Annotated in this window: 18 protein-coding genes; 11 read left to right on the top strand and 7 right to left on the bottom strand. The window is 69.9% G+C overall.

What is annotated here, in order from left to right; all coding sequences use genetic code 11:
• Positions 1–721 precede the first annotated feature (721 nt).
• From octT to holA, 6 genes are all read left to right on the top strand, one after another.
• On the top strand, positions 722–1,414 hold the full coding sequence (octT, locus tag GVY39_RS23260) for a diglucosylglycerate octanoyltransferase (RefSeq protein WP_159928197.1): 693 nt from the start codon (positions 722–724) through the stop codon (positions 1,412–1,414).
• Positions 1,415–1,417: 3 nt separating this feature from the next.
• Positions 1,418–2,260, top strand: coding sequence for a DegV family protein (locus tag GVY39_RS23255; RefSeq protein WP_159928131.1), 843 nt, complete (start codon positions 1,418–1,420; stop codon positions 2,258–2,260).
• Between the two features lie 83 nt (positions 2,261–2,343).
• A complete protein-coding gene (locus tag GVY39_RS23250; protein ID WP_159928133.1) occupies positions 2,344–2,826 on the top strand; it encodes a GNAT family N-acetyltransferase in 483 nt (160 codons plus the stop codon).
• Positions 2,827–3,493: 667 nt separating this feature from the next.
• Positions 3,494–4,387, top strand: coding sequence for a helix-hairpin-helix domain-containing protein (locus GVY39_RS23245; RefSeq protein ID WP_159928135.1), 894 nt, complete (start codon positions 3,494–3,496; stop codon positions 4,385–4,387).
• Positions 4,384–7,047: a ComEC/Rec2 family competence protein gene (locus tag GVY39_RS23240; RefSeq protein ID WP_201295318.1), complete on the top strand. Its 2,664-nt coding sequence runs from the start codon at positions 4,384–4,386 to the stop codon at positions 7,045–7,047. The genes GVY39_RS23245 and GVY39_RS23240 overlap by 4 nt, the downstream gene beginning before the upstream one ends.
• A 272-nt stretch (positions 7,048–7,319) precedes the next feature.
• Positions 7,320–8,291, top strand: coding sequence for a DNA polymerase III subunit delta (holA, locus tag GVY39_RS23235; protein WP_159928137.1), 972 nt, complete (start codon positions 7,320–7,322; stop codon positions 8,289–8,291).
• 333 nt (positions 8,292–8,624) lie between these two features.
• Here the strand turns inward: holA and GVY39_RS23230 are convergent, their stop codons facing one another.
• On the bottom strand, positions 8,625–9,080 hold the full coding sequence (locus GVY39_RS23230) for a maleylpyruvate isomerase N-terminal domain-containing protein (RefSeq protein WP_236565624.1): 456 nt from the start codon (positions 9,078–9,080) through the stop codon (positions 8,625–8,627).
• Between the two features lie 139 nt (positions 9,081–9,219).
• Positions 9,220–10,293 (bottom strand): aldo/keto reductase, encoded by a 1,074-nt coding sequence (locus tag GVY39_RS23225; RefSeq protein ID WP_159928139.1) that lies wholly within the window; start codon positions 10,291–10,293, stop codon positions 9,220–9,222.
• 376 nt (positions 10,294–10,669) lie between these two features.
• Here GVY39_RS23225 and GVY39_RS23220 point away from each other — a divergent pair, with 376 nt between their 5' ends.
• Positions 10,670–11,482, top strand: coding sequence for a helix-turn-helix domain-containing protein (locus GVY39_RS23220; RefSeq protein WP_159928199.1), 813 nt, complete (start codon positions 10,670–10,672; stop codon positions 11,480–11,482).
• A 7-nt stretch (positions 11,483–11,489) separates the two neighbouring features.
• Here the strand turns inward: GVY39_RS23220 and GVY39_RS23215 are convergent, their stop codons facing one another.
• Together GVY39_RS23215 and rpsT are read right to left on the bottom strand one after the other, a co-directional pair.
• The gene (locus tag GVY39_RS23215) at positions 11,490–11,738 is read right to left on the bottom strand and encodes a hypothetical protein (RefSeq protein WP_159928141.1); all 249 of its coding nucleotides are present in this window, start codon (positions 11,736–11,738) and stop codon (positions 11,490–11,492) included.
• Positions 11,739–11,921: 183 nt separating this feature from the next.
• A complete protein-coding gene (gene rpsT, locus GVY39_RS23210; RefSeq protein WP_159928143.1) occupies positions 11,922–12,182 on the bottom strand; it encodes a 30S ribosomal protein S20 in 261 nt (86 codons plus the stop codon).
• A gap of 292 nt (positions 12,183–12,474) precedes the next feature.
• On the opposite strand from rpsT, the gene GVY39_RS23205 reads away from it, so the two are divergent.
• Entirely contained in the window at positions 12,475–13,263 is a 789-nt protein-coding gene (locus tag GVY39_RS23205) for an aquaporin (protein ID WP_159928145.1), read from the top strand.
• A gap of 49 nt (positions 13,264–13,312) precedes the next feature.
• Here GVY39_RS23205 and GVY39_RS23200 read toward each other — a convergent pair whose 3' ends face one another.
• Positions 13,313–13,867: a type II toxin-antitoxin system PemK/MazF family toxin gene (locus tag GVY39_RS23200; protein ID WP_159928147.1), complete on the bottom strand. Its 555-nt coding sequence runs from the start codon at positions 13,865–13,867 to the stop codon at positions 13,313–13,315.
• A gap of 259 nt (positions 13,868–14,126) precedes the next feature.
• On the opposite strand from GVY39_RS23200, the gene lepA reads away from it, so the two are divergent.
• Entirely contained in the window at positions 14,127–16,028 is a 1,902-nt protein-coding gene (lepA, locus tag GVY39_RS23195) for a translation elongation factor 4 (protein WP_370523818.1), read from the top strand.
• A 4-nt stretch (positions 16,029–16,032) separates the two neighbouring features.
• On the opposite strand, the gene GVY39_RS23190 is transcribed toward lepA, so the two are convergent.
• Both GVY39_RS23190 and GVY39_RS23185 read right to left on the bottom strand, forming a co-directional pair.
• Complete coding sequence (locus GVY39_RS23190; RefSeq protein ID WP_159928149.1) at positions 16,033–17,289, bottom strand: HAMP domain-containing sensor histidine kinase; 1,257 nt, start codon at positions 17,287–17,289, stop codon at positions 16,033–16,035.
• Positions 17,286–17,978, bottom strand: a complete 693-nt coding sequence (locus tag GVY39_RS23185) for a response regulator transcription factor (protein ID WP_159928151.1) — start codon at positions 17,976–17,978, stop codon at positions 17,286–17,288. The genes GVY39_RS23190 and GVY39_RS23185 overlap by 4 nt, the downstream gene beginning before the upstream one ends.
• A gap of 434 nt (positions 17,979–18,412) precedes the next feature.
• On the opposite strand from GVY39_RS23185, the gene GVY39_RS23180 reads away from it, so the two are divergent.
• Both GVY39_RS23180 and GVY39_RS23175 read left to right on the top strand, forming a co-directional pair.
• Complete coding sequence (locus GVY39_RS23180; RefSeq protein WP_159928153.1) at positions 18,413–20,584, top strand: hypothetical protein; 2,172 nt, start codon at positions 18,413–18,415, stop codon at positions 20,582–20,584.
• Between the two features lie 81 nt (positions 20,585–20,665).
• Positions 20,666–22,471, top strand: a complete 1,806-nt coding sequence (locus tag GVY39_RS23175) for a dynamin family protein (RefSeq protein ID WP_159928155.1) — start codon at positions 20,666–20,668, stop codon at positions 22,469–22,471.
• Positions 22,472–22,475: the final 4 nt, after the last annotated feature.

Raw genomic sequence — 22,475 nt, 5'->3', positions numbered from 1 at the left:
GGGCGGCGCGTCCGAGCCCGCCGAGGGATCCGACGCGGAGGATGACGGATCGGTCGCCGCAGTAGGCGATCTCGTCACCGAATCGGAGCCGCAAGCACACTCCGGCAGCGTTATCGCGCCAGCCGTCGGTCAGGATTCCGCTTCGGAGCCGACCGCCGAATTCGTGGGTGGGCTCGATGAATCGGTCACTGCGGTCGATGCCGCCGGTGCGGCCGATGCCGCCGGTGCGGCCGATGCCGCCGGTGCGGTCGATGCCGCCGGTGCGGTCGATGCCGCCGGTGCGGTCGATGCCGCCGGTGCGGTCGATGCCGCCGGTGCGGTCGATGCCGCCGGTGCGGTCGATGCCGCCGGTGCGGTCGATGCCGCCGATACGGTCGATGCCGTCGATGCCGTCGATGCCGTCGATGCCGCCGGTGCGGCCGAAGCCGCCGAGACCGCCAACGCGGCCATAGTCGCCGAATCGGCGGTGTCCACCGGAGCGGTCGGCGGTCCCGCCGTCACAAACGCACCCGCCGACTCCGGCGCAGCCGAACTCCACCCCGCTGTGGTCATAACCGCCGAGTCCGTCTCTCCCGCCGCGGAAGTCGCCATCGAGTCGCGGCCGCGAGCGCACACCGCCATCGAGGACGCTGTCGCTCAGGAGGACGCCTCCGAGCGGGTCGCCGAGCCGGCGAAATCCGCCGAAGGGCCCGCCGAGGCCCGGGAAGCCGCACGCCCGGTACTGCTGGTGATCGCCGACTCCCTCTCCTACTTCGGACCCAAGGGCGGACTGCCCGCCGACCATCCGCGCATCTGGCCCAACCTGGTTGCCGCCGAGCTGGATTGGGACGTCGAATTGGTCGGCCGGATCGGCTGGACCTGCCGTGACGCCTACTGGGCGCTGATCGGCGATCCCCGCGTGTGGGCCGCGGTGCCGCGCGCGGGCGCGGTGGTCTTCGCCGTCGGCGGCATGGACACGCTGCCCTCGCCGCTGCCCACCGCGCTGCGCGAACTGATCCGGTATGTGCGCCCGCCCGCCCTGCGCCGTGTCGTCCGCGCCACCTACAACTGGTTGCAACCGAAACTGTCGAAACTCGGCAGGCCCGTGGCGCTTCCGCCGAAGGTCAGCGTCGACTACCTGGAGCAGTCCCGCACCGCACTGGCCCAGCTGCGCCCCGACCTGCCCGTCGTCGCGGTGCTGCCGTCGGTGCACGACTGCGCGGCCTACGGTCGCGTGCACTCCGGCAGGCCGCGTGCGGTCGAGGCGCTGCGCGCCTGGTCGGGGCGGACCTCGGTGCCGCTGGTCGACCTGGGTGAAGCGGTGCGCGACAACATCTTCTCCGGCGAGGCGAACCCGGACGGCATCCACTGGGGCTGGGATGGTCACGCGGCGGTGGCCAACGCGATGGTCAAGACCTTGCAGGAGGTTCGGTAGTCCGTGGCAGTCGTGATCGTCACCGATTCGTCCGCCAGCCTCCCTGCCGAACATCTCGACGAGCTGGATATCGCTGTCGTCCCCCTGCATGTCCTGGTCGGCGATCGGGCGATGCGGGAAGGCGTCGACCCGGTCGACATCGACTATGCCTCCGACACCGTGACCACTTCGGCCGCCTCACCCGGCGAGCTGCGCGCGGTCTACGAGCTTGCCTGGGAACGCAGTGGCGGCGACGGCGTTGTGGCGGTGCATATTTCCCGTCGGCTGTCCGGGACATGGGAGGCCGGCAGGCAGGCCGTGCGCGACATGGACGCCGCCGACCGCGTCCGCCTGGTCGACTCGCTGGGGGCCGGGCTGGCCACCGGGCTGCCGGCGCTGGCCGCCGCGCGGCGCGCCGAGGACGGGGCGCCGCTGGACGCGGTCTACGACACGGCGGTCGCCGCCGCCGCGCGCGCCCGCACGTTCATCCTGGTCAATCGCACCGAGCAGTTGCGCCGCGGCGGCAGGCTCTCGTCCGCGGCGACATTCTTCGGCAGCGAGCTGGTCACCAAGCCGCTGTTGCACATGGTCGAAGGGCGGCTGGAGCTGCGCGAGAAGGTCCGGACGCGCTCCAAGGCCTACACGAAACTCGTCGCCGCGGCGGTCGACGTGGCCGGTGCGGACGGCGCCGCCGTGGCCGTGCAACACCTCGGCGCCGAGGACGCCGCACACACCGTCGCGGGCCAGCTACGCGAACGCATTCCCGGAATCGAGGAACTCATCGTCGCCGAGTTCGGGCCGTCGCTGGCGGTGCACCTCGGAATGGGAGCGCTCGGCGTGCTCGTCGTCCCGGGCGGGTGTCGCTGAGCGTTCCGGATTCCCCGCTCGGGCAACAATCTCGGTGATCTGAATCCGAGCGCTGCCCCGGGACACGCGGCTAGCGTCGGGTCATGAGTTCCGCCAAGCCGCCGGTTCGTCCGCCGCTGACCGTGACCGCGGTGGACTGGGAGCATCCGGACGCGGTGACGTTGCGCGCGGAGATGGCCGCCGAGGTCGGGCCGCGCTACGCCTACTTGGCAGGGCAGTTGCGCACCAATCCGAATGCCGTCGATCCCGTCACCGTGCACCGCACCTTCGTGGCGTACTCGGACGGTCCGGCCGGCCACGCCGCCCTGCGATGGAACGCGGAGGACCTCGAGGTGAAGCGGATGTTCGTCCGCCCCGCGCACCGCGGCTCGGGCGCCGCGGCGCTGCTGCTGGCCGCGGCCGAGGATGCCGCCCGCCTGGCCGGACGCCCCCGATTGATTCTGCAGACCGGTCACCTGCAACCGGAGGCTGTTCGCTTCTACGAACGCAGCGGCTACCACCGTATTCCGATCTTCTCGCCGTACGAGGTGCTGCCGCTTTCGAATTGCTTCGCCAAGGAACTCTGAGGCGGCGGCTCAGGCCCTCGCGGCGCGGGCGTGCGAATGCGTCTGCGAAGTAGACGGCGTGTCCGGATGAAGGCGTCAGCCGATCGAGGGGTGGGTTGTGCACAGCCCGGTGGTTGTCAACAGACCTGTCGAATGCCTGGTGAGGACATCATTTTCGCCGTGTGGTCGCACTACCGTCGCCGCCATGTCACGACAGGACGAACGCGACCGGGTACGACTGCGATTGGGTGAGCTGACCGCCCGGGTCGGCGCGAGCAGAACGGCCGGTGTGGGCGCTGCAGCGGCCGGGGCAGGGACGGAGCGCGAACCGTCCGGGTGGAGTACGGCGCGCTCCTCGAGCGGAGAGCCCGCGCGAAAGACCGGGCAGCTGGATCGTGCCGGTCTCGCGACTCCCACCCGGGGCACGGTTGCCACCACACCACGCGGCGGGCGGTCAGGCGGGAGTGCACGACCGTCGCCCTCCAGCGAAAGTGATTCGCGCTCTGCGATGGTCGAATCGACATCGAATGGCACGTCACATGTCGCGCCTGCTGCTCGGATGGCCGCAGAAGCCGTGCCCGCGTCCCTGGACGCCGGGACATCGGTGAATTTCGACGCGACCGGTTCCGATGGCGACGATGAACACCGATCGGCACGGGAAGGCAGCTCCTCTCAGGGGGCTACGCGGATGGGTGAACCACGACCCGACGATCGTTCGGCCGGGGAGGGAAAGTGGGGTCTCCTGCGGCTGCCCGACGACCCGACTCCCGACCGGGTAGGCGAAGACGATGTCGGTCGCGTACGGTTTCCCGGCTGGCTCGAGGAACCGGCAACCGGACCAGATCGGCGGCATCGGCTTGTGCCCGAACGATTCCGAGGCATCCGACTCGATCCGGGGCGCCGTGGGGTGCGTACGCTCGGGCTCGTCGGGCTCGCCGCGATGGTGATCGCCGGGGTGATCGTGTTCCTCGAGCGCCCGATCGCACACCCGGTGACGCCGTTGCCGATTCGGCAGACCGCTGCCTTCGAAACACCTGCTGCGGCTGCGTCGGTGAGCGCGGTCCGGGCTCCGACCGGAGGCGTCGAACCCGGTCCGCCGACAGCCGAGCTGGTCGTCAGTGTCGTCGGCTTGGTCCAGCGCACCGGTCTTGTCCGCCTCCCCGAGGGATCGCGCGTCGCCGATGCGCTCGCCGCGGCCGGCGGCCCGAGCGAAGGCGCCGACACCAGCGGTCTGAATCTGGCCCAGCGCTTGTCGGATGGGGATCAGGTGCTGGTCGGTCCGGCCGTCCCGAATTCCGCCGCGCCGCACCAGAGCAGCAGCACGATCGGCGTGGGCGGGCGTCCGTCCTCCGGTTCCGCCGCCACCTCGGGTCGTCCCTCGTCTTCGGGGGGCCGGATCGACCTCAATACGGCCTCTGAGGCCGAACTCGATGGTCTTCCCGGTGTCGGGCCGGTCACCGCACGCGCCATCGTCAGCTGGCGTACGACCAATGGCCGCTTCAGCTCCGTGGAGCAACTGGGTGAGGTAGACGGCATCGGCCCGGCCCGGCTGGCCCGATTGCGTGATCTGGTGCGGGTATGAATCCCGGCGGCTTGCTCGAAGTGGTTCGCCGGACGCTGGGATCGCCTGCGGGATCGTCGGAGACCGGCACGACCGCTCGGGCCGATGGAGGTCGCAAGGAGGGCGGTGCGACGGAAGAGCCCGGCGCCGCCCACGTGCTGGACGCTCGCTTGCTACCCGCCGCGTTGTGCTGCTGGGGCGCCACCATCGTCGCGCTCACGGCGGGGTGGCGGGCCGGGACGGTACTGGCGGCCACGTTGACGATGACGGCTATCGGATTGTGGGTACTGCTGCTGTGGGCCATCGCGCACCGCGGCGAACGGTGGCGATCGGTAGCGGTGGTGGCGCTCGCGGCCGTGATCCTCGGTGCCGCGTTCGCCGCCGCGGCGGCCTGGCGGGAACATCGAGGGGCGACGCATCCGCTGCGGGCGGCGGCGGGGCAATCGCTGCGCGTGGTGGTCACGCCGACGGACGACCCGAAACCGCTGCGCGTCAGGGTGCCCGGCGCGGATCGGCAGTGGGTGCTCCGGGCGGATCTGCGCGAGTACCGGCGCGGCGGCGTGACCGTCCGCGCGGGTGGCGCGGTGGTGATCCTGGCTTCCGGACCGGAGTGGGCCGATCTGTCGCCGGGCGGGCCGGTCGAGTTCCGGGCCCGGGTCGATCAGCCGCGCCGACCCGATCTCACCGTCGCGACGCTGCATGCGCTGGGCGCGCCCGTTGCCGCCGGGCCGCTGCCGTGGTGGCAGCGCGTCGCGAACTCGGTGCGCGCCGATTTCGCCGTATCGGCCGCGCGGGCGCTGCCGCCCGACTCCGCGGGCCTGTTGCCCGCGCTCGTCGTCGGTGACACCTCGGCGCTGCCCGAACAGGTGCGCGAGGACTTCGAGATCGCCGGGCTGCAGCACCTTACAGTGGTCAGCGGCGCGAATTGCACCATCGTGCTTTCCGTCGTGTTGTTCGTGGTGCGCCTGCTGACGCTCGGTCCGCGTGCCGCGGCGGCTGTCGCGGCGGCGGCGCTGCTCATGTTCGTCGTCGTCGCGCGGCCGGACCCGAGCGTGCTGCGAGCCGGTGCGATGGGTGCGATCACCCTGCTCGCGGTGCTCACGGGTCGCCGTAAACAGGCGCTGCCCGCGCTGTGCGCGGCGATCATCGCGCTACTGGCTCTGTGGCCCGCGCTCGCCGTCAACGCGGGGTTCGCGCTGTCGGTCGTCGCGACGGGCGGCCTGATCCTGCTGGCGCCGAGCTGGGCCGACTGGTTGCGTGCCAGGGGATGGTGGCGGATGCCCGCCGAGATAGTCGCCGTGTCCGCAGGGGCGTTCGTGGTCACGACACCGATCCTGATCGCGCTCACCGGAAGGCTCAGCCTGGTCGCGGTACTGGCCAATGTTCTCGTGGCCCCGGTCGTCGCGCCGATCACCGTCATAGGAGCAGGTGGCGCGGTGCTGGCGAGTTTATGGTCGCCCCTCGCCGAGTTGATCCTGCGCTGCGCCGCGCCGCCGCTGTGGTGGTTGCTGTGGGTGGCCGGGTACGCGGCCGCGCTGCCCGGCGCGACCGTCACTGTGCCGGGTGGCCTGGCGGGAGGGCTGATCGCGAGTGTCGTCGTGGCGGTCGCGATCGCGGCATTGCGTGCCCGGGCAGTGCGGCGAGTCGCCGCCGCGCTGGTGCTCGGCGTCGCGGTGATCCTGGTCCCGGTGCGGCTCTGGCATCCGGGCTGGCCGCCGAGCGGCTGGGTCCTCGCGGCGTGCGATGTCGGCCAAGGCGACGGCCTGGCCGTGCCGGCCGGTCCCGGCGCCGCCGTCGTCATCGATGTCGGGCCGGACCCGCGCCCGATCCGGACCTGTCTGGACCGGTTGCGCATCAAACGCATCCCGCTGCTGATCCTCACCCATCCGCACGCGGATCACATCGGCGGGCTCACCGGCGCGCTACACGGTCGCGCGGTCGACGCGATAGCGGTCGGCATCCAGGAACTCGAGGCGCTTCCACCACCTGGTCGACCCGAACCTGCTGGGCTTACTCCCGAAGCCGGCCTCCGCTGCGGTCACGGCCCGATCGTCACACCGGCCGCGAACAATACCGGTGCTGCCAGAATGCCCATGGCCTGCGGTGCGACCGAAGGCGGAAGCGGCCGGGCAGCGCGGCCATCCGGCGACGCGCGTGATCCTGTCTCGGGGCTCGAGCAGGTCGCGGCCGTCGCCGCAGACGCGGGCGTGCCGCTGCTGGGATTGTCGGCCGGACACGTGCTCAGTTTCGGGCGGATCGAATTCGAAGTGCTCGCGCCGGCCCGGAACGGTCCGCGTCCGGTCCGGGGAGCCGAAGCGGAGGACGCCAACGACCGTTCGGTGGTCGTCACCGCCCGCACGCCCGGGGGCCGGATCCTGCTCACCGGGGACATCGAGGCGCAGGCCCAGCGGGCCCTGATGCATGCCGGGATTCCCCTCCGAGCGGACATTCTCAAACTGCCGCACCACGGCTCACGGACCACCACAAGAGCATTTCTCGACGCGGTGCGTCCCCGACTGGTACTGGTCACTGTCGGCGCAGGCAACACCTTCGGACACCCGCACCCCGGCGTTCTCGCCGACTTGACCGATCTCGGGGCGACCGTGGCCAGGACGGATCGGCAAGGCGACATCGTGGTATCCGGCAGTGCTGAACACCTCCGCGTGACGAGTTCACGCTGACCCCGCGGACGTACGGGCGAAGTGCCGCTGCGTTCCACTCGATCCGGTTCGAGGGACCAGCCCCTGATCACCAACGGAGGGATGAGAGGAGCATTGCCATTCGTGTGCGGCCGAGTCTTCCGGTCGGCGTCGCGCGTGTCACGGCGCGGTGCCGGGTCGAGTCGGGGTGTCGGTCGGGAACCGTAGGATCGGGCTGTGGATGAGCGCGGCGAGTGGAGCAACGGGGCACGCCTGTCGGGCACGACGCCCTCCGGCAGCGGGGAGACGTCGGCGTGAGCGAGCGACCAGCGCCGGTGCATTTGATGCTCGGGGAAGAAGAGCTGCTGATCGAGCGCGCGGTGGGCGGGTTGACCGCGCAGATACGGGCGCTGGCTCCGGATCCCGACGCGGTGCCGGTCGATCGATTGCGAGCGGGTGACGCGAGTACCGCGGAGCTGGCGGAACTGCTGAGCCCGTCGCTGTTCGCCGAGGACCGGGTGATCGTCCTCGAGGCGGCGGCCGAGGCGGGTAAGGACGCGGTCGCGGTGATCACCGAGGCGGTACAGAGCCCGCCGGAGGGCGTCGTGCTGGTCGTTCTGCACTCCGGTGGCGGACGGGCCAAAACGCTCGTGCCCGCCTTGCAGAAGGCAGGCGCCGTCACGCACGACTGCGCCAAGCTGACCAAAGCCGCCGAGCGAGTCGAGTTCGTGCGCGGCGAGTTTCGCAACGCCGGGGTGCGGGTGTCCGGCGAGGTCGTCCAGGTGATGCTGGAGGCGGTGGGCTCGGATCTGCGTGAGCTGGCGGCGGCGTGCGGGCAACTGGCCGCGGACACCGGCGGGAAGATCGACGTGGCGGCCGTGCGTCGCTACTACTCCGGCAAGGCCGAGGTCTCCGGATTCGACGTGGCCGAGCTCGCGGTGGCGGGGGATCGCCCCGGGGCGATGGAGGCGCTGCGCTGGGCGAACGACCGCGGCGTGCCGCACGTCCTGCTCGCCGACGCGCTCGCCGACTCGGTGCACACCATCGCCCGCGTCGGCTCGGCCGGGCGCGGTGACCCGTTCAAGCTGGCGCAACAGCTCGGCATGCCGCCGTGGAAGGTGAAGAAGGCACAAGCGCAGGCTCGGAATTGGACTCAGGCGACCATCGGATCGGCCCTTCAGGTGGTCGCGACCCTCAACGCCGACGTGAAGGGCGGCGCCGCCGACGCGGGCTACGCTCTGGAACACGCTCTCACCCAGATACTGGACCTGCACGGCGCGGGCTGATCGAGCCGCATCGCCCACACCGCACGTATCGCGAATGTCAGCGCAGCACGCGCGGCGTCGTGCGGTGCGGCAGGTCGCCGTAGCCGAACGTTCGATGCGGCGGCGAACGTCGCGATCGAGCCCGCGCAGTAGTGGCCGCCCGTCGTGTCCCAGCTCGGCTCGGAACTCGCTGCCTACCGTACGGCGCTTGCCAGGAGTCGAGGGCTCCCTCGAAGGCCGCCCGGAGGCACGGAGCACGCGAGCTCACAACGCACCGGCGAGGCATTCCACACCTTTCCCCGTCAACCCGGCGAGCCCGGCCACGCGACCGGTTGCCACGAGCAGCAGAATCGCTCAGCGGTCCGCTGACCTCCTCCGTTCCGGTGCCTGCCGACCAATCCGCATCGATGGCCAGCAGGCGCACACCGCGCAGGCGCTTCTCGCTGCCGTAGAAGGGGCTGCGCAGGACGTGCTCCAGTGCGACGACGGCCTGCTCGGTGGGCACGGCGCGCCGCCGACCGAGCGGACGGGCGATGTCTTTGTCCGTGAATCATGGTGTCCACCAATGGACGGCCCCGCCCCAGGCGCCCGCCGAGTCCACGCGGCGCCTTCTCGCAGTTGCGCGATCAGCTGCGCGGGGGAATAGCGGCGCGCGCGATCGCGCGCCATCCGCTCCGTCATCCGGTTCCGGTTGCCTCGCGCCCGGATGATGCCCGCGAGCGTCGCACCGAGAGTGACCCGGTTGGACAGAGTGAGATGAGCCGCGACGTCGTGCACGGTCCAGCCGGGACACAGGGAGTCGCGCCCCACTCGTGCTCGTCCAGGTCGTCGAGGAAGTCTGCGAGCCCGAGCCGTTCGGCGCGCGTCCACATCTCGATCTGGTCCAGGTTCATCGTCACTCTCCGGGGTCGGTGCTGTCACGGATGCAGACGGTGAAGGAAGTCGAAACTTATCGGACGCGTCCTTCGATCTTCAGGTCGCCGAAGGTGACACTCCGGACCATCGGGCGGGTGAGGAACTCGTGCGGGAAGCCGAGGTCCACGGCGCTGGCCTGTTCGAGCCGAGCGAGCTGGGCCGGGTCGAACTCCACCTGGAGCGCGCCGAGATTGTCCTCCAGCTGCGCCGCGGTGCGCGCGCCGATGATCGGCGAGGTGACCGCCGGATCGCGCAGCGTCCAGGCCAGCGCGACCTGCGAGGGCGTCTTGCCGATTTCGGCCGCGATCTGCTGAACGATGTCGGCGATGGCGAGACCGCGTTCGGTGAGCGAGCCGTTGGCGGCGGCCACGTTCTTGCGGCTGCCCTCGGGCGAACCATTGACCTGGTGGTCCAGATCGGCGCGGCTGTACTTGCCGGTGAGCACGCCGCTGGCCAATGGTGACCACGGGATCACGCCGAGGCCCAGTTCGCGTGCCATCGGGATGAGGTCGCGCTCGACGGTCCGTTCGATCAGGCTGTACTCGATCTGCAGTGCGATGAGCGGGGACCAGCCGCGCAGGTCCGCGATGGTCTGCATCCGCGCGACCTGCCAGGCCGGCGCGTCGGAGATGCCGACGTAGAGCACCTTCCCCGACCGCACCAAATCGTCCATACCGCGCAAGATCTCCTCGACCGGGGTCAGGAAATCCCAAGCGTGCAGGTAGAGCAGGTCGATGTAGTCGGTGCCGAGCCTGCGCAGGCTGGCCTCGACCGAGCCGATCATGCTCTTACGATGATTGCCACCGGAATTCGGGTCACCCGGGCGGCGCAGCATGGTGTATTTCGTGGCCAGCACCAAACTTTCGCGGTTGTCCGCGGTGAATTCGCCGAGCAGTTGCTCGGAAGTGCCATTGGTGTACTGGCTGGCCGTATCGATGAAGTTGCCACCTCGCTCGACGTAGGCGTCGAAGATCTTGCGGGCCTCGTCCCGGTCCGCGCCCCAGCCCCAATCGGCGCCGAAGGTCATGGTTCCCAGGGACAGTGGCGACACCCGGAGGCCCGAGCGGCCGAGCAGCCGGTAGGTGTCGAGGGTGCGGGCTCTGGACATGTCCAGCTCCTTGTGTTTCGCGATGCCATGCTGTCGAAACACAGTCTTCAACGGTGCGCGAGACGCAGTAAGGGAAGCTTCTTCCTGGGAAAGCCAGTCCTAGTCAGCCGTAGGATCGACGGTGATGACTGGCACGGTGAACCCGACACAGCGCCGCGACCCGGGGCCCGGAGGCGGTAGCTCGCGCAGCCCCGCAGGGCCAGGGAGCGGTGCAGATTCCATACAGCGCCGCGACCCGGGGCCCGGAGGCGGTAGCTCGCGTAGCCCCGCAGGGCCAGGGAGCGGTGCAGATTCCATACAGCGCCGCGACCCGGGGCCCGGAGGAGGTAGCTCGCGTGACCCCGCAGGGCCAGGGAGCGCGGACCGAGTGCAGGAGATGGCTGCCTTCCTGCGTGCCCGTCGGGAGCGGTTGACGCCGGACGATCTCGGCTTGCCCCAGCGCAGGCAGGCGCGCCGGACGCCTGGGCTGCGGCGGGAAGAGGTCGCCGAACTGGCGGGAGTGAGCACCGACTACATCGTGCGGCTCGAGCAGGGGCGGGGCCTTCGGCCGTCGGTGGAGGTGCTGAACGCGCTGGCGCGGGCGCTGCGCCTGAACGACGACGAGCGCGCCTACCTGTTCGATCTGGCACGACAGCGGCAGCCGGACAACGGCAAGCCGAGCACGGTGCCCGCCCCCGCGCTGGCGATGCTGGTGTGCGATCTGTCGCCGCTGCCCGCGATGCTGGTCAACCACCGCTACGACATCCTGGCCTGGAATCGGGAGATGGCGGCGTTGATCACCGACTTCGGCGCTCTGCCGCAGCGGCAGCGCAACTCGATGTGGTTGTGCCTGCTGGACCCGGGTATGCGGGATTTCTATGTCGAGCGGGAACGCATCATCCGTGAGGGCATCGCCGATCTGCGCGCGGCGTGGGCCGCGCACCCGGACGACCGGGCGCTGGCCGACCTGATCGCGGAGTTCACCGCGCACAGCGCCGAGTTCGAGCAGGCCTGGGCCCGCCACGACGTTCGGGTACAGGGGCGGGGGAACAAGCCGTTGCGGCATCCGCTGGTGGGTCCACTGGTTGTCAGCTACGAGGTACTGATGCCCGTGCAGGATCCCGACCAGCGGATCATCATCTACCGCGCCGCGGACGCGGATTCCCAGGCGGCGCTCGACCGGCTCGTTGCCGCTCTGGACGCGCCGTGACCAGGTGCTATTCCGCGGAACTCAGCAGCAGTTCCCCGTCGTCGTCCGCCGCGTCCTCGTAGCGGCCATCCCACTCCTCGTAGGCGGGCACGTCCTCGTCGCGGGTGACGATCCACTCCAGCGAGTAACCGCCGTCGTCGTCGGGAACGAGCACATTCTCGATCTTCAGTCCGAATCCGAGCACCTCGGCCGCGCGGATCACGTCCGGCAGGTCCTCGGCGCGAACGACCGTCTGATTGGCATACACGGTTACCATGCGCCGAATGGTAGCTGGAACCTCGGACACGGCGCGGGACGAATCCCGAATCCCCGGCTGCGGGGTCGCCGGTCCACGACAGAGGCGCGGGGGTCGGGCACGACAAAAGCCGCCGTGGTCATCGAGGCCACGGCGGCTGCGTCACAGCGTGAGGGTGGTACCGGGCGTGCGGTACCGGGTTGATCAGAGCTTGTTGAAGGCCAGCGACAGCGCCGACTTCTTGTTGGCAGCCTGGTTGGCGTGGATGACGCCCTTCGAGGCGGCCTTGTCCAGCTTCCGGCTGGCGAACTGCAGGCGCTGCGCGGCGGCGTCCTTGTCGCCCGCGGCCGCGGCCTCGCGGAAGCTGCGGATGGCGGTGCGCAGCGCGGACTTGACCGACTGGTTGCGCTTGCGCGCTTCCTCGTTGGTGCGAATCCGCTTCATCTGGGACTTGATGTTGGCCACGCCGGTTCCTCGTGTTCCTGTCTGGTAGGTATGTCCTGGAAAGTTGGGGAGCGCGCGACACACCCGAGGTGAACGGGTAACGCAGCGCCGAAGATCGAGGGTACCAGCCGCCGTGCGGCACACGAAATCGACATCGGACCGGTGGCGGCCCGACCGGGCCTCGAAGTCGTTGTCTCGACCACTCGACTCGCGTAGCGTCCTCTCCAGCAACCATTGCTTTCTCGCGGCTGCTGTCGTCGCAGCGGTACCACGACTCGTCCGAGTACATGTCTGGAACGCGGAAGGTGGACAGATGTCTCCAACGGCCCAGGAAGTAGTCGAAGAGGCTGTCGAGAACAAACCGATTCCCGAGAGCAAGAAATGGGGCGCCGAAGCGCTCGGCACGTTCGTTCTGGTGATCGGCGGCGTGGGCACCGCGGTGCTGGCGGGGGAGAAGGTCGGTCCGCTGGGCGTCGCACTGGCCTTCGGCCTGACGCTGCTGTTCCTCGTCTACTCGATCGGTCCGATATCGGGCTGCCACGTCAACCCGGCGGTGACCGTGGGCCATCTGCTGCTCGGCCGCCTCGGCGGCGTGTCCGCGGCGGGGTACGTCATCGCGCAACTGATCGGCGGACTCCTCGCGGGTCTCGTCCTGTTCGCGCTGGCCAAGAACCTGCCGTCGTACGACCGGTCGGTGGACGGACTCGGCGCGAACGGGTGGGGCAAGCACAGCCCGGCCGCGATCCGGGGGCCGCTCGGCGAGGTGGTCGTGCAGAACGGCTACGGGTTGGCCGCCATGATCATCGTCGAGGTGATGCTGACGGCGCTGCTGGTGTTCGTGGTGCTGTCCTCGACCGATCAGATCTCCGACGTGCCGCTGGCCGGACTGTCCATCGGCGTCACATTGGCCGTGATCCACCTGGTCTCGATCCCGGTGGACAACACCTCGGTCAACCCGGCCCGCAGTCTCGCGGTGGCGCCCTACCAGGACGGGGCGATGGGGCAGGTCTGGGCGTTCATCGTGTTCCCGCTGATCGGCGGCGCACTCGGCGCGCTGCTCTACGGCCTGCTGTTCGGCCGCTCCCGCGAAATGATCTCCTGACGGTAGGACCGTTCCGGCGTCGGTCCGAGCACGCGAGACATGGCGCCGTTCAGTGCCAGGCGTATTCGGCGCAGAGCCGGTGGGCGACCAGGTCGAAGGTCTTGCGCGGCAGAATCGCGCCCTCCCGGCGGATGCCGGCCTCGGGCACGTCGAGCACCCGGTCGAGTCGCACCCAGCTGGGGCGGCCGTCGTGGTCCCACGCGCCGCTGCCGATGCCGATCCAGTCGCGGTCGAACGCGCGTTCCGGATTCGACGACAGCATCAGGCCCAGCAGCGTGCGACGGTCGCGGCCGACCACCAGCACGGGCCGGTCCTTGCCGTTGCTCGGGTCCTCCTCGAACGGCACCCACGTCCAGACGATCTCCCCGGGATCGGCGCGGCCGTCCAATTGCGGCGAGTAGACGATCTGCCGGGCCCGCTCGGCGGTCGGGACGGGGGTGGACGCGGCGGGCCGCACCGAGACGCCGCCGCTCGCGCGCCGCTGGGCCAGCGACCCCACCAGCCGCTCGACCAGCCGGGGACCCTGCTGCTTGACGATCTTGGGACCCTGTTGTTTCGCGATGAGACCGATCTGCTTGCCGAGGGAGTTCCAACTTCGGGCCATCCCTGGAGAATAACGGCGCACCCGCCTCTTCTCACCTGCCCGGGAACCCTTGTGTCGCCGAGGACATCGCGATGCGCATGACGCATGAATCCGGACATAACCGCCACTACGAGCGCCGTTCGCGGTCTGTCTCGCGCCGGAGTGAGCGAAGTGCGTGCGCCGTAGGCGCGAGTCTCGTCCGCTCGGACACGAGACTTCGCGGGGCCGTGAACACACGGGGCCGCAGGCGCTGCAAAAACCAACACAGCAGCATGGGACGATGGACGGCAGTTTGCCGATACCCATGAGGAGTGGAGTGCCCGCCAGCTTCGCCGACACGACGTTCACCGATCCCGCCCGGATCCGGAACTTCTGCATCATCGCGCACATCGACCACGGCAAGTCGACGCTGGCCGACCGGATGCTGCAACTGACCGGTGTGGTCGAGGAGCGGCAGATGCGTGCGCAGTATCTGGACCGGATGGATATCGAGCGCGAACGCGGCATCACCATCAAGGCCCAGAACGTGCGGCTGCCCTGGACGCCTCGGACGGGGGAGCACACGGGCACCGATTTCGTGCTGCACCTCATCGACACACCCGGCCACGTGGACTTCACCTACGAGGTGTCGCGCGCCTTGGAGGCGTGTGAGGGCGCGATCCTGCTGGTCGACGCCGCGCAGGGCATCGAGGCGCAGACGCTGGCCAACCTGTACCTGGCGCTGGACAAGGATCTGACGGTCATCCCGGTGCTGAACAAGATCGACCTGCCCGCCGCGGACCCGGAGCGCTATGCCGCCGAACTGGCGCACATCGTCGGCTGTGAGCCCTCGGACGTGCTGCGCGTGTCCGGCAAGACCGGCGAGGGCGTGGCCGATCTGCTCGACCAGGTGATCGCCCAGGTGCCGCCGCCGGTGGGCGACGCCGACGCGCCCGCCCGCGCGATGATCTTCGACTCGGTCTACGACACCTACCGCGGCGTGGTCACCTATGTCCGTGTGGTGGACGGCAAGCTGACCCCGCGCGAGAAGATCAAGATGATGTCCACCGGCGCCACGCACGAGTTGCTGGAGATCGGCATCGTGTCGCCGGAGCCCAAACCGACTCGGGGCCTCGGGGTGGGCGAGGTCGGCTACCTGATCACGGGCGTGAAGGACGTGCGTCAGTCCAAGGTCGGTGACACGGTGACCGGTGCGCGCGGCGGCGCGAGCGAACCGCTCACCGGATATCGGGAGCCCCGTCCGATGGTGTACTCCGGCCTCTATCCGGTGGACGGCTCGGACTATCCGGACCTGCGCGACGCGTTGGAGAAGTTGCAGCTCAACGACGCGGCCCTGACCTACACGCCGGAGACCTCGGTGGCGCTGGGATTCGGTTTCCGCTGCGGGTTCCTCGGCCTGCTGCACATGGAGATCACGCGCGAGCGCCTCCAGCGCGAGTTCGACCTGGACCTGATCTCGACCGCGCCGAACGTGGTGTACCGGGTGGAGATGGAGGACGGCGCCGAGCATGTCGTCACCAACCCCTCGTACTGGCCGGAGGGCAAGGTTCGCAAGGTCTACGAGCCGGTCGTGAAGTGCACCATCATCTCGCCGAGCGAGTTCATCGGCTCGATCATGGAGCTGTGCCAGTCTCGTCGCGGCGAGCTCGGCGGCATGGACTACCTCTCCGAGACCCGCGTCGAGCTGCGCTACACGATGCCGATGGCGGAGATCATCTTCGACTTCTTCGACTCGTTGAAGTCGCGCACGCGCGGTTACGCGAGCCTCGACTACGAGGAGTCGGGCGAGCAGGAGTCGCAGCTGGTGAAGGTGGACATCCTGTTGCAGGGCGAGGCGGTGGACGCGTTCAGCGCGATCGTGCACCGCGACGCCGCCCAGGCCTACGGCCACAAGATGACCACCAAATTGCGCGAGCTGATCCCGCGTCAGCAGTTCGAGGTGCCGATCCAGGCCGCGATCGGGTCGAAGATCATCGCCAGGGAGAACATCCGCGCCATCCGCAAGGACGTGCTGGCCAAGTGCTACGGCGGTGACATCAGCCGTAAGCGCAAGCTGCTGGAGAAGCAGAAGGAGGGCAAGAAGCGGATGAAAACGATCGGCCGGGTCGAAGTCCCGCAGGAGGCCTTCGTCGCCGCGCTGTCCTCCGACGCCGCTTCGGACAAGCCGAAGGACAAGAAGTAGCCGGTTAGCCCGCCACGCGCAGCCGTACGCGCAGGCGGGCTCCGCCCAGTGGGCTCGCGTCGAGTTCGGCCGTGCCGGAATGCAATTCGGCTTGCTGGCGGACCAGGGCCAAGCCGAGTCCGGAGCCGGGGGAGCCGGGTCCTTTGACGAAGCGGGCGAAGGCGCCTGCGCGCAGGGCCTCGGGGATGCCGCGGCCGTCGTCGTCGACGCGGATCTCCACGGTGTCCGCCGGGCCCGCTGCGGCGCTGACGGTGACGTTTGTTGCCTGTCCGTGCTGCACGGCGTTGGCGACGGCATTCGTGACGATGAGCATGACGCCGCCGGGCAGCCCGGTCACGGTGACCGGCGCGCATTCGGCCAGTGCCACCCGGACTCCGGGGTGCCTGCGCTGCGCGTCCTGCACCGCCCGGTCGAGGGTGTCGCAGAGGTCGAACGGCTCGAAGACCTCTGGTCCGGTGAGTTCGCCGACCGCCAGGCGTTCCAGGTCGGTCAGCGTGTTCTCGATCTGCTGCTCGGCGAAGAGCACCTCGGACAGGATCGCGCCGCGCTGCTGTTCCGAAATCTCCTTTGTGGCCAGGACTTGGAGATCGGTGCGCAGGGCCGTGAGCGGCGTGCGCAACTCGTGCGCGCAGACCGCGGCGAAGTCGCGTGCGCCGGTCAGCGCTCGATTGGTGGCGCGGTGGGCGGCTTCCAGCCGGGCGAGCATGCGGGTGATCGCGTCGGAGAGATCTTCGGCTTCCCGCGCGCCGCGGCCGGACAGCGGCGGCAGTTTCTCCAGCGTGTCGATGCGGTGGGTGGCATCGGCCAGCCTGCGCAGCGGGCGGGCGGCGAATCCGGCCAGGAACCAGCCGAGCAGCGCGGCCAGCAACGCGCCCGCCGCTCCGATGCCGAGCCCGATGCGCTGGCTGCGTCCGATGGCCGCCTCCACGCTGTCGCGGTCGGGATCGAGCGCGACCAGCACGCCGGGCAGCCCGTCGACGCGGGCGAGCGCGGCGTCGGCGGGCAGGCCCGGCCCGCGCGCGTCCGCGGGCGCCTGCTCGGGAGACAGCGTCGACGCGGACGGCGGGACCGGTTGCCCGGGAGCGGCTTCCAGCGGCCGCGCGACCCGGACCGCCATCGAGGAGACGGTCTGGTCCAGCTGACGTTCCCCGGTGGCGCCGAGCAGGGCGGCGAAGGTGACCGTCAAGGTGAGCGCGACCAACGCCGCGACCACTCCCGACACGGCGGCCACCCGGGTGCGCAGCGACGGCGACCTGCTCATGGTTCCTCCCGCAGGACGAAGCCGACGCCGCGTACGGTGTGGATCACCCGGGGCACGCCGTCCGCCTCCAGCTTGCGACGCAGATAGGAGACGAACACGTCGACGACGTTGGTGTCGGTGGGAAAGTCGTATCCCCACACGGCGGACAGGATCTGCTCGCGGCCGAGCACGATGCCGGTGTGCTCGGCGAGCAGGGCGAGCACCTCGAATTCTCGCTTCGTGAGGTCCACCGGCCTGCCCGCGGCCAGCACCCGATGCCCGGCGGGTTCGATCCGCACCTGCCCGACCGTGCGGACCTCGTCCGGCCGTCGCACCGGTTTCTGCCTGCGGCGCAGCAGCGCGTGCAACCGGGCGACCAGCTCGCCGAGATCGAACGGCTTGGTCAGGTAGTCGTCGGCCCCGCGCTCCAGGCAGGCGATCCGGTCGCTGACCGCGGTGCGCGCGCTGAGCACACAGATCGGGATGTCGTTGTCCATCGCGCGCAGGGCGGTGACCACGCCGACGCCGTCGAGTTCGGGCATGTTGACGTCGAGCACCATCGCGTCGGGCGACGTGGCGCGGACCATGCTCAGCGCCGCCGCGCCGTCGGCCGCGGTGACGACCTCGAAATCGGAGAGCTCCAGTCCCCGCCGCAGCGACGCGAGGACGCGAACCTCGTCGTCCACGACCAAGATTCGTTGTCCGGCCATGAGGGTCAATCTAATTGCCCGCTGCGCACGCGACCGCTTGCCGCTGCGGGAACACGCAGCTGACCAGCGGCACTCCGATGGCCCGAACGGGCGGTTCGCCGAATTCGACGATAGAAGGCAAACCTTCAGCACTCACCGGCAACTCTCAGAGTTCTATCAGTTTTTCACCGGCGCGCCGCTGTCGCGATCACGACGTTCCCGATCCGGCCTGGTAGCGGGGCCTGTTCGAGCCTGTCTTCCGGTCCGGAAGGCCACCGTAAATAGGGCTTCCGATCCGGTAATTCGGATGGCAGGGTGGTGTTGCTCACCACAGTCGTAGTCTCTACAGTCCTGGAGAATGTGACAGGCGAGTATTCCCGAAATACTGTGGGGTGATCTTCACTTGGTCGCCACCGGCGTGGTGAGGATGCTGGAGAACCGAGAGTGGAGCTTTTATGACGCGTGATCTGCCCTTCGACGACGACACCGATGGGGCCGAACGCGCGGGCGATACCGCCTATCGCGTGGCCAACGGCGTCGCGCGGGTCGCGCGGGCGGGCGCCTATGTCACCGGCGGCGCCCTGGTGGCCGCCAACGGCGGCGGCGTCCCCGCACAGCCCGGCGAATCCCGCCTCGACAGCTGGAACACCGGCTGGGCGCACAGCACCGATCCCGATCCCGATCAGCCGAGCCCGGTCATCACCTTCCCCGACCCGGTCGTGGAACCGGCGCCGTACTCTTCCCACGGCTCGAATGTCCCGGTCGCCCACGGCAACCCGGCACCGACTACCCCGGCCTACGAGTTCACCCTGCCGGGTGCCGGCGCAGGCCCCGCTGGATCGCTGCCCACACTGGGTGGTGACTACAGCGGTACCGACGCGGGATTCTCGCTGCCTACCTTCTCCGGCGACGCGGGCGGACAAGCGATGCAACTGCCCGGACACTCCGGAGACGGTGTCCCGGGGCTGGGCGGCATCCCCGGCGCGGACGGGAACGGACTGACCATTCCGGGGACCGATGGCAACGTATCCAGCGGTCTCCCTCTGCCCGGCGGCCGGTCCGAGCTCGCGGACGACCTCGACGCGCCAGGTGGGCACGGATTCGGCCTGCCCGGCCACGGACTAGGCCAAGCCGGGCACGGCTTCGGCCTGCCCGGTGCGAACGGCTTCGTCGCGCCCGGATCCACCGTCTTCGACCTGCCCGGCACCAATGGACTCGGCGCGGCGCCGACGACGGGCGACCCGTTCGACGGTGTCGGTCAAGACGGCGATCTCGGAGTGTTCGTCGGCACGCAGTGGTCGGTCGACTTCGGGCTCGGCCCGAACGGGATCTACTTCACCTCCGAGATGAAGATCGACGTCGCGGTCGGGCACGTCGGCGACCAGCTCGACGAGTACACCGACTGGCTGGCCGACGGCATCCGCGTGCCCGACGGCACCGATCGCGCCGTCGGCGACTCGCATGCGCCGGGGAACGGCAATCCCGGTCTGCTCGGCGGTCTCACGACGCCGGGCACGTCCGCCACTCAGTCGTCGGCGGTCTCCGGCGCCGCCCCGTCCTCGTCGGCGGTCGCGCAGCCGCTTGCCGCCTCGGCGCCTGCCGGTCCCGCGCCCGCCGCCCCGGCTTCCACGGTCGCGCCTGCCGCGTCGGTGGCTCCCGCCGCCCCGCTGCCCGCGCCCGCACCTGCCGCGGTCGCCGCCGCCCCGGTCGTCGCGGCCACGCCGCTGCAGACCACGATTCAGCCCGATGCCGCCTCGACCCCGATCGCGAATGTGCTCGCCGCGCCGGAAGGGCCGTCCGTGCTGACCGCTCCGGCGGCCGCCGTCCCCGCGCTGTTCGACGCGGTCCGCCCGGCGCCCGTGGTGAAGCCCGCCCCGGCGACCGAGCCGCAGCAGCCCCATCCGGCCCAGCCGCCCGCGACGACGGTGACGCTCCCGACGACGATCGTCAAGACCACGCCGACGCCGAGTGTTCCGGGTGAGGTGACCACGCCGTCCGTGCCGAAGACCCCGGATCTCGACGGAACGAAGATCCCGGGCGCCACCACGATGCCGCACGGCGGCGTCACCACCGCGCCGGACGTGCCGACCACCAAGACGCCCGGCGCGACGGTCACTCAGACGCAGGCGCCCCCGCATGCCCCGACCACGCCGGACGACGACGTGACGACACCGGGCGGCAACACGGGCTACCCCAGCACCGGCACCTACCCGACCAATGACCTGCCGACCGACGAGTTCCCCACCGGCGACGTGCCGACCGTGAGCCGGCCGTCGCAGCCGACGTACTCCGCGCCGGACCAGCCGACCTACAGCGCCCCCGCGCATGTGCCCACCGTCGAGCCGCACACTCCGGTCGCCCCGACCCAGATCGCCCCCGTGCCCACCCAGGCGCCGATCAAGCCGCAGGTGATCGACCCGAAGCCGCAGGGGATTTCGGCGCCGCTCGCGGCCGATCACTCCGCCGACTCGGGTCTTGCTCCGGTCATGGTCTCCGAGCACACCTACGACCACTCGGCACTGGCGTTGTCTTCCGGCGGCAGCCTGTCGGGAGCGTTGCTGCCGGAGTATTCCATAGCGGATACGCATCACCAGCTGTCCGGTGTGTCGGACGTCTCGCTGATGTAGTCAGGGCGCAGGCGTTTTCGAGGACTGCGGAGCATCCGCAGGGGGTACCAGAACGAGAGTCACCGAGAGTAAGGAGGAGGGTTGGCTGCCGCTGCCGGGCTGAAGGCTGCGACGGTGAAACATCCGGACGCGATGGCCCCGCTCATCCGAATCCTCGACGAGCTGCGGGAGACGGCCCGATCCGCGGGACGCGACGACCTCGGCAGCCGACTGAGCATGGTCCGCGCCAGGGTGAGCGATCCCCGGGTACGGCTCGTGGTCGTCGGCCATCCGAAGAACGGCATGAGCACGCTGGTCAACAGCCTGGTCGGTGCCTCGGTCAGTGCGACGAACAGCGATCTGAGCGTCCCGGTGATCGTCGAGTACGGCCCGGAGCCGACGGCGACGCTGGTGCGGCAGACCGAGTACGGTCGCACCGAACGTCAGTCGGTGGATCCGCTCGATCCCGGCCCGGCGCTGGCCGCCCAGGGTGTCGTGCGCGCCGAGTTCACCCAGCCGAGCCCCTTGCTCGCCGACGGTGTCGTGGTCATGGACGCACCGGGTGCGCTGGGCGACAACCGCACCACCTGGTCGATGATCGCGGCGGCCGACGCCGTGCTCTACGTCGGCGACGCCGGCGCCGAGCTGACCATGGAACAGATCGCCGAATTGCAGCGCATCCAGCAGATCTGCCCGACGGTGGTCTGCGTGCTGAACAAGATCGACGTCTTCCCGCACTGGTCGCACATCCAGCAGCGCAACCGGGAACTGCTCGACTCGGCGGGGCTCGGTTTCGCCGTGGCGCCGGTGTCGGCGGAGCTGCACCGGCAAGCCGGGATGACCGGTGACTACCAGCGCGACATCGAATCCGGCGTGCCGCAGCTGATCGATCACCTGCGCGACTACGTGGTGGCTCGCGCCGACGCGGTGGCGCTGGAGGCCGCCGTCCAGGACATCCGCCTGGTCTGTGACCATCTCGCGCTGACGCTACACACCGAGGCCGAGGCGCTGCGCGATCCGCGGCGGCGCGCCGAGATCACCGACCAGCTCGTGCGGGCCCGCGACGAGGCCGACCAATTGCGCCAGCGCACCGCGAACTGGCAGGTCACCTTGGTCGACGGCGCGACGGAGTTGATGGCCGACATCGAGCACGATCTGCGCCATCGGTTGCGCAGCCTGATCCGCGACGCTGAGGCCGAGATCGCGCAGACCGATCCGGCACGCCGGTGGAAGGAGTTCGGCGCCGATCTGGACGCGCGCATCTGCGAGGCGGTCGAGGAGAACTTCGCCGTGGCGCACTACCGCTCGATGGAGTTGTGCGAACAGGTGGCCGCGAAGTTCCCGGCCGACAACCGGGCCGCTCCGCTACCGGACCTGCGCTTGGCCAACCCTGGTGAGGTGCTCGAAGCGGTGCAACCGCTGGAGCCGCTGGAGAGCGCGAAAGCCGGCGTGACCCAGCAGTTCCTGACCGGTCTGCGCGGCTCCTACGGCGGCATCCTGATGGTGGGTCTGGCCACCAGTCTGCTGGGCATGTCGCTGGTCAACTGGTACTCGGCGGGCGCGGGCGTGCTGCTGGGCGTCAACGCGCTCTGGGACGACCGCAAGAATCGCAAGCTGCGCCGCCGGGCCGAGGCCAAGGTGGCGGTCGCCCGCCTGATGGACGACGTGATCTTCCAGGTCGGCAAGGAGTCGCGCAACCGTCTGCGCGCCATGCAGCGGGTCCTGCGCGACCACTTCACCGACATCGCGACCGAGGTCTCCCGCGGCGCGGACGACGCACTGCGGTTGGCCGAGGAGAACTACGGGAAGTACGGCGATCGCAGGCCGGAGCGGATCGCCGACCTCGAGGCGCGGCTGGGCAGATTGCGGGTGCTGCGCGAGGAGGCCGACGGACTGGCTCCCGCCTGAAACG

Source organism: Nocardia sp. CY15, assembly GCF_009829295.1.
Lineage (GTDB): Bacteria > Actinomycetota > Actinomycetes > Mycobacteriales > Mycobacteriaceae > Nocardia > Nocardia sputi.
Note: the sequence above shows the minus strand (reverse complement) of the source record. Positions and strands in the feature narration are given on the sequence as shown.

What these genes read in the sequence shown, in the direction of transcription:
- GVY39_RS23250 (WP_159928133.1), top strand. Translation starts at nt 2,344, where the DNA reads ATGAGTTCCGCCAAGCCGCCGGTTCGTCCGCCGCTGACCGTGACCGCG.
- GVY39_RS23245 (WP_159928135.1), top strand. Translation starts at nt 3,494, where the DNA reads ATGGGTGAACCACGACCCGACGATCGTTCGGCCGGGGAGGGAAAGTGG.
- GVY39_RS23240 (WP_201295318.1), top strand. Translation starts at nt 4,384, where the DNA reads ATGAATCCCGGCGGCTTGCTCGAAGTGGTTCGCCGGACGCTGGGATCG.
- GVY39_RS23225 (WP_159928139.1), bottom strand. Translation starts at nt 10,293, where the DNA reads ATGTCCAGAGCCCGCACCCTCGACACCTACCGGCTGCTCGGCCGCTCG.
- GVY39_RS23220 (WP_159928199.1), top strand. Translation starts at nt 10,670, where the DNA reads ATGGCTGCCTTCCTGCGTGCCCGTCGGGAGCGGTTGACGCCGGACGAT.
- GVY39_RS23215 (WP_159928141.1), bottom strand. Translation starts at nt 11,738, where the DNA reads ATGGTAACCGTGTATGCCAATCAGACGGTCGTTCGCGCCGAGGACCTG.
- GVY39_RS23205 (WP_159928145.1), top strand. Translation starts at nt 12,475, where the DNA reads ATGTCTCCAACGGCCCAGGAAGTAGTCGAAGAGGCTGTCGAGAACAAA.
- GVY39_RS23200 (WP_159928147.1), bottom strand. Translation starts at nt 13,867, where the DNA reads ATGGCCCGAAGTTGGAACTCCCTCGGCAAGCAGATCGGTCTCATCGCG.
- lepA (WP_370523818.1), top strand. Translation starts at nt 14,127, where the DNA reads ATGGACGGCAGTTTGCCGATACCCATGAGGAGTGGAGTGCCCGCCAGC.
- GVY39_RS23190 (WP_159928149.1), bottom strand. Translation starts at nt 17,289, where the DNA reads ATGAGCAGGTCGCCGTCGCTGCGCACCCGGGTGGCCGCCGTGTCGGGA.
- GVY39_RS23185 (WP_159928151.1), bottom strand. Translation starts at nt 17,978, where the DNA reads ATGGCCGGACAACGAATCTTGGTCGTGGACGACGAGGTTCGCGTCCTC.
- GVY39_RS23180 (WP_159928153.1), top strand. Translation starts at nt 18,413, where the DNA reads ATGACGCGTGATCTGCCCTTCGACGACGACACCGATGGGGCCGAACGC.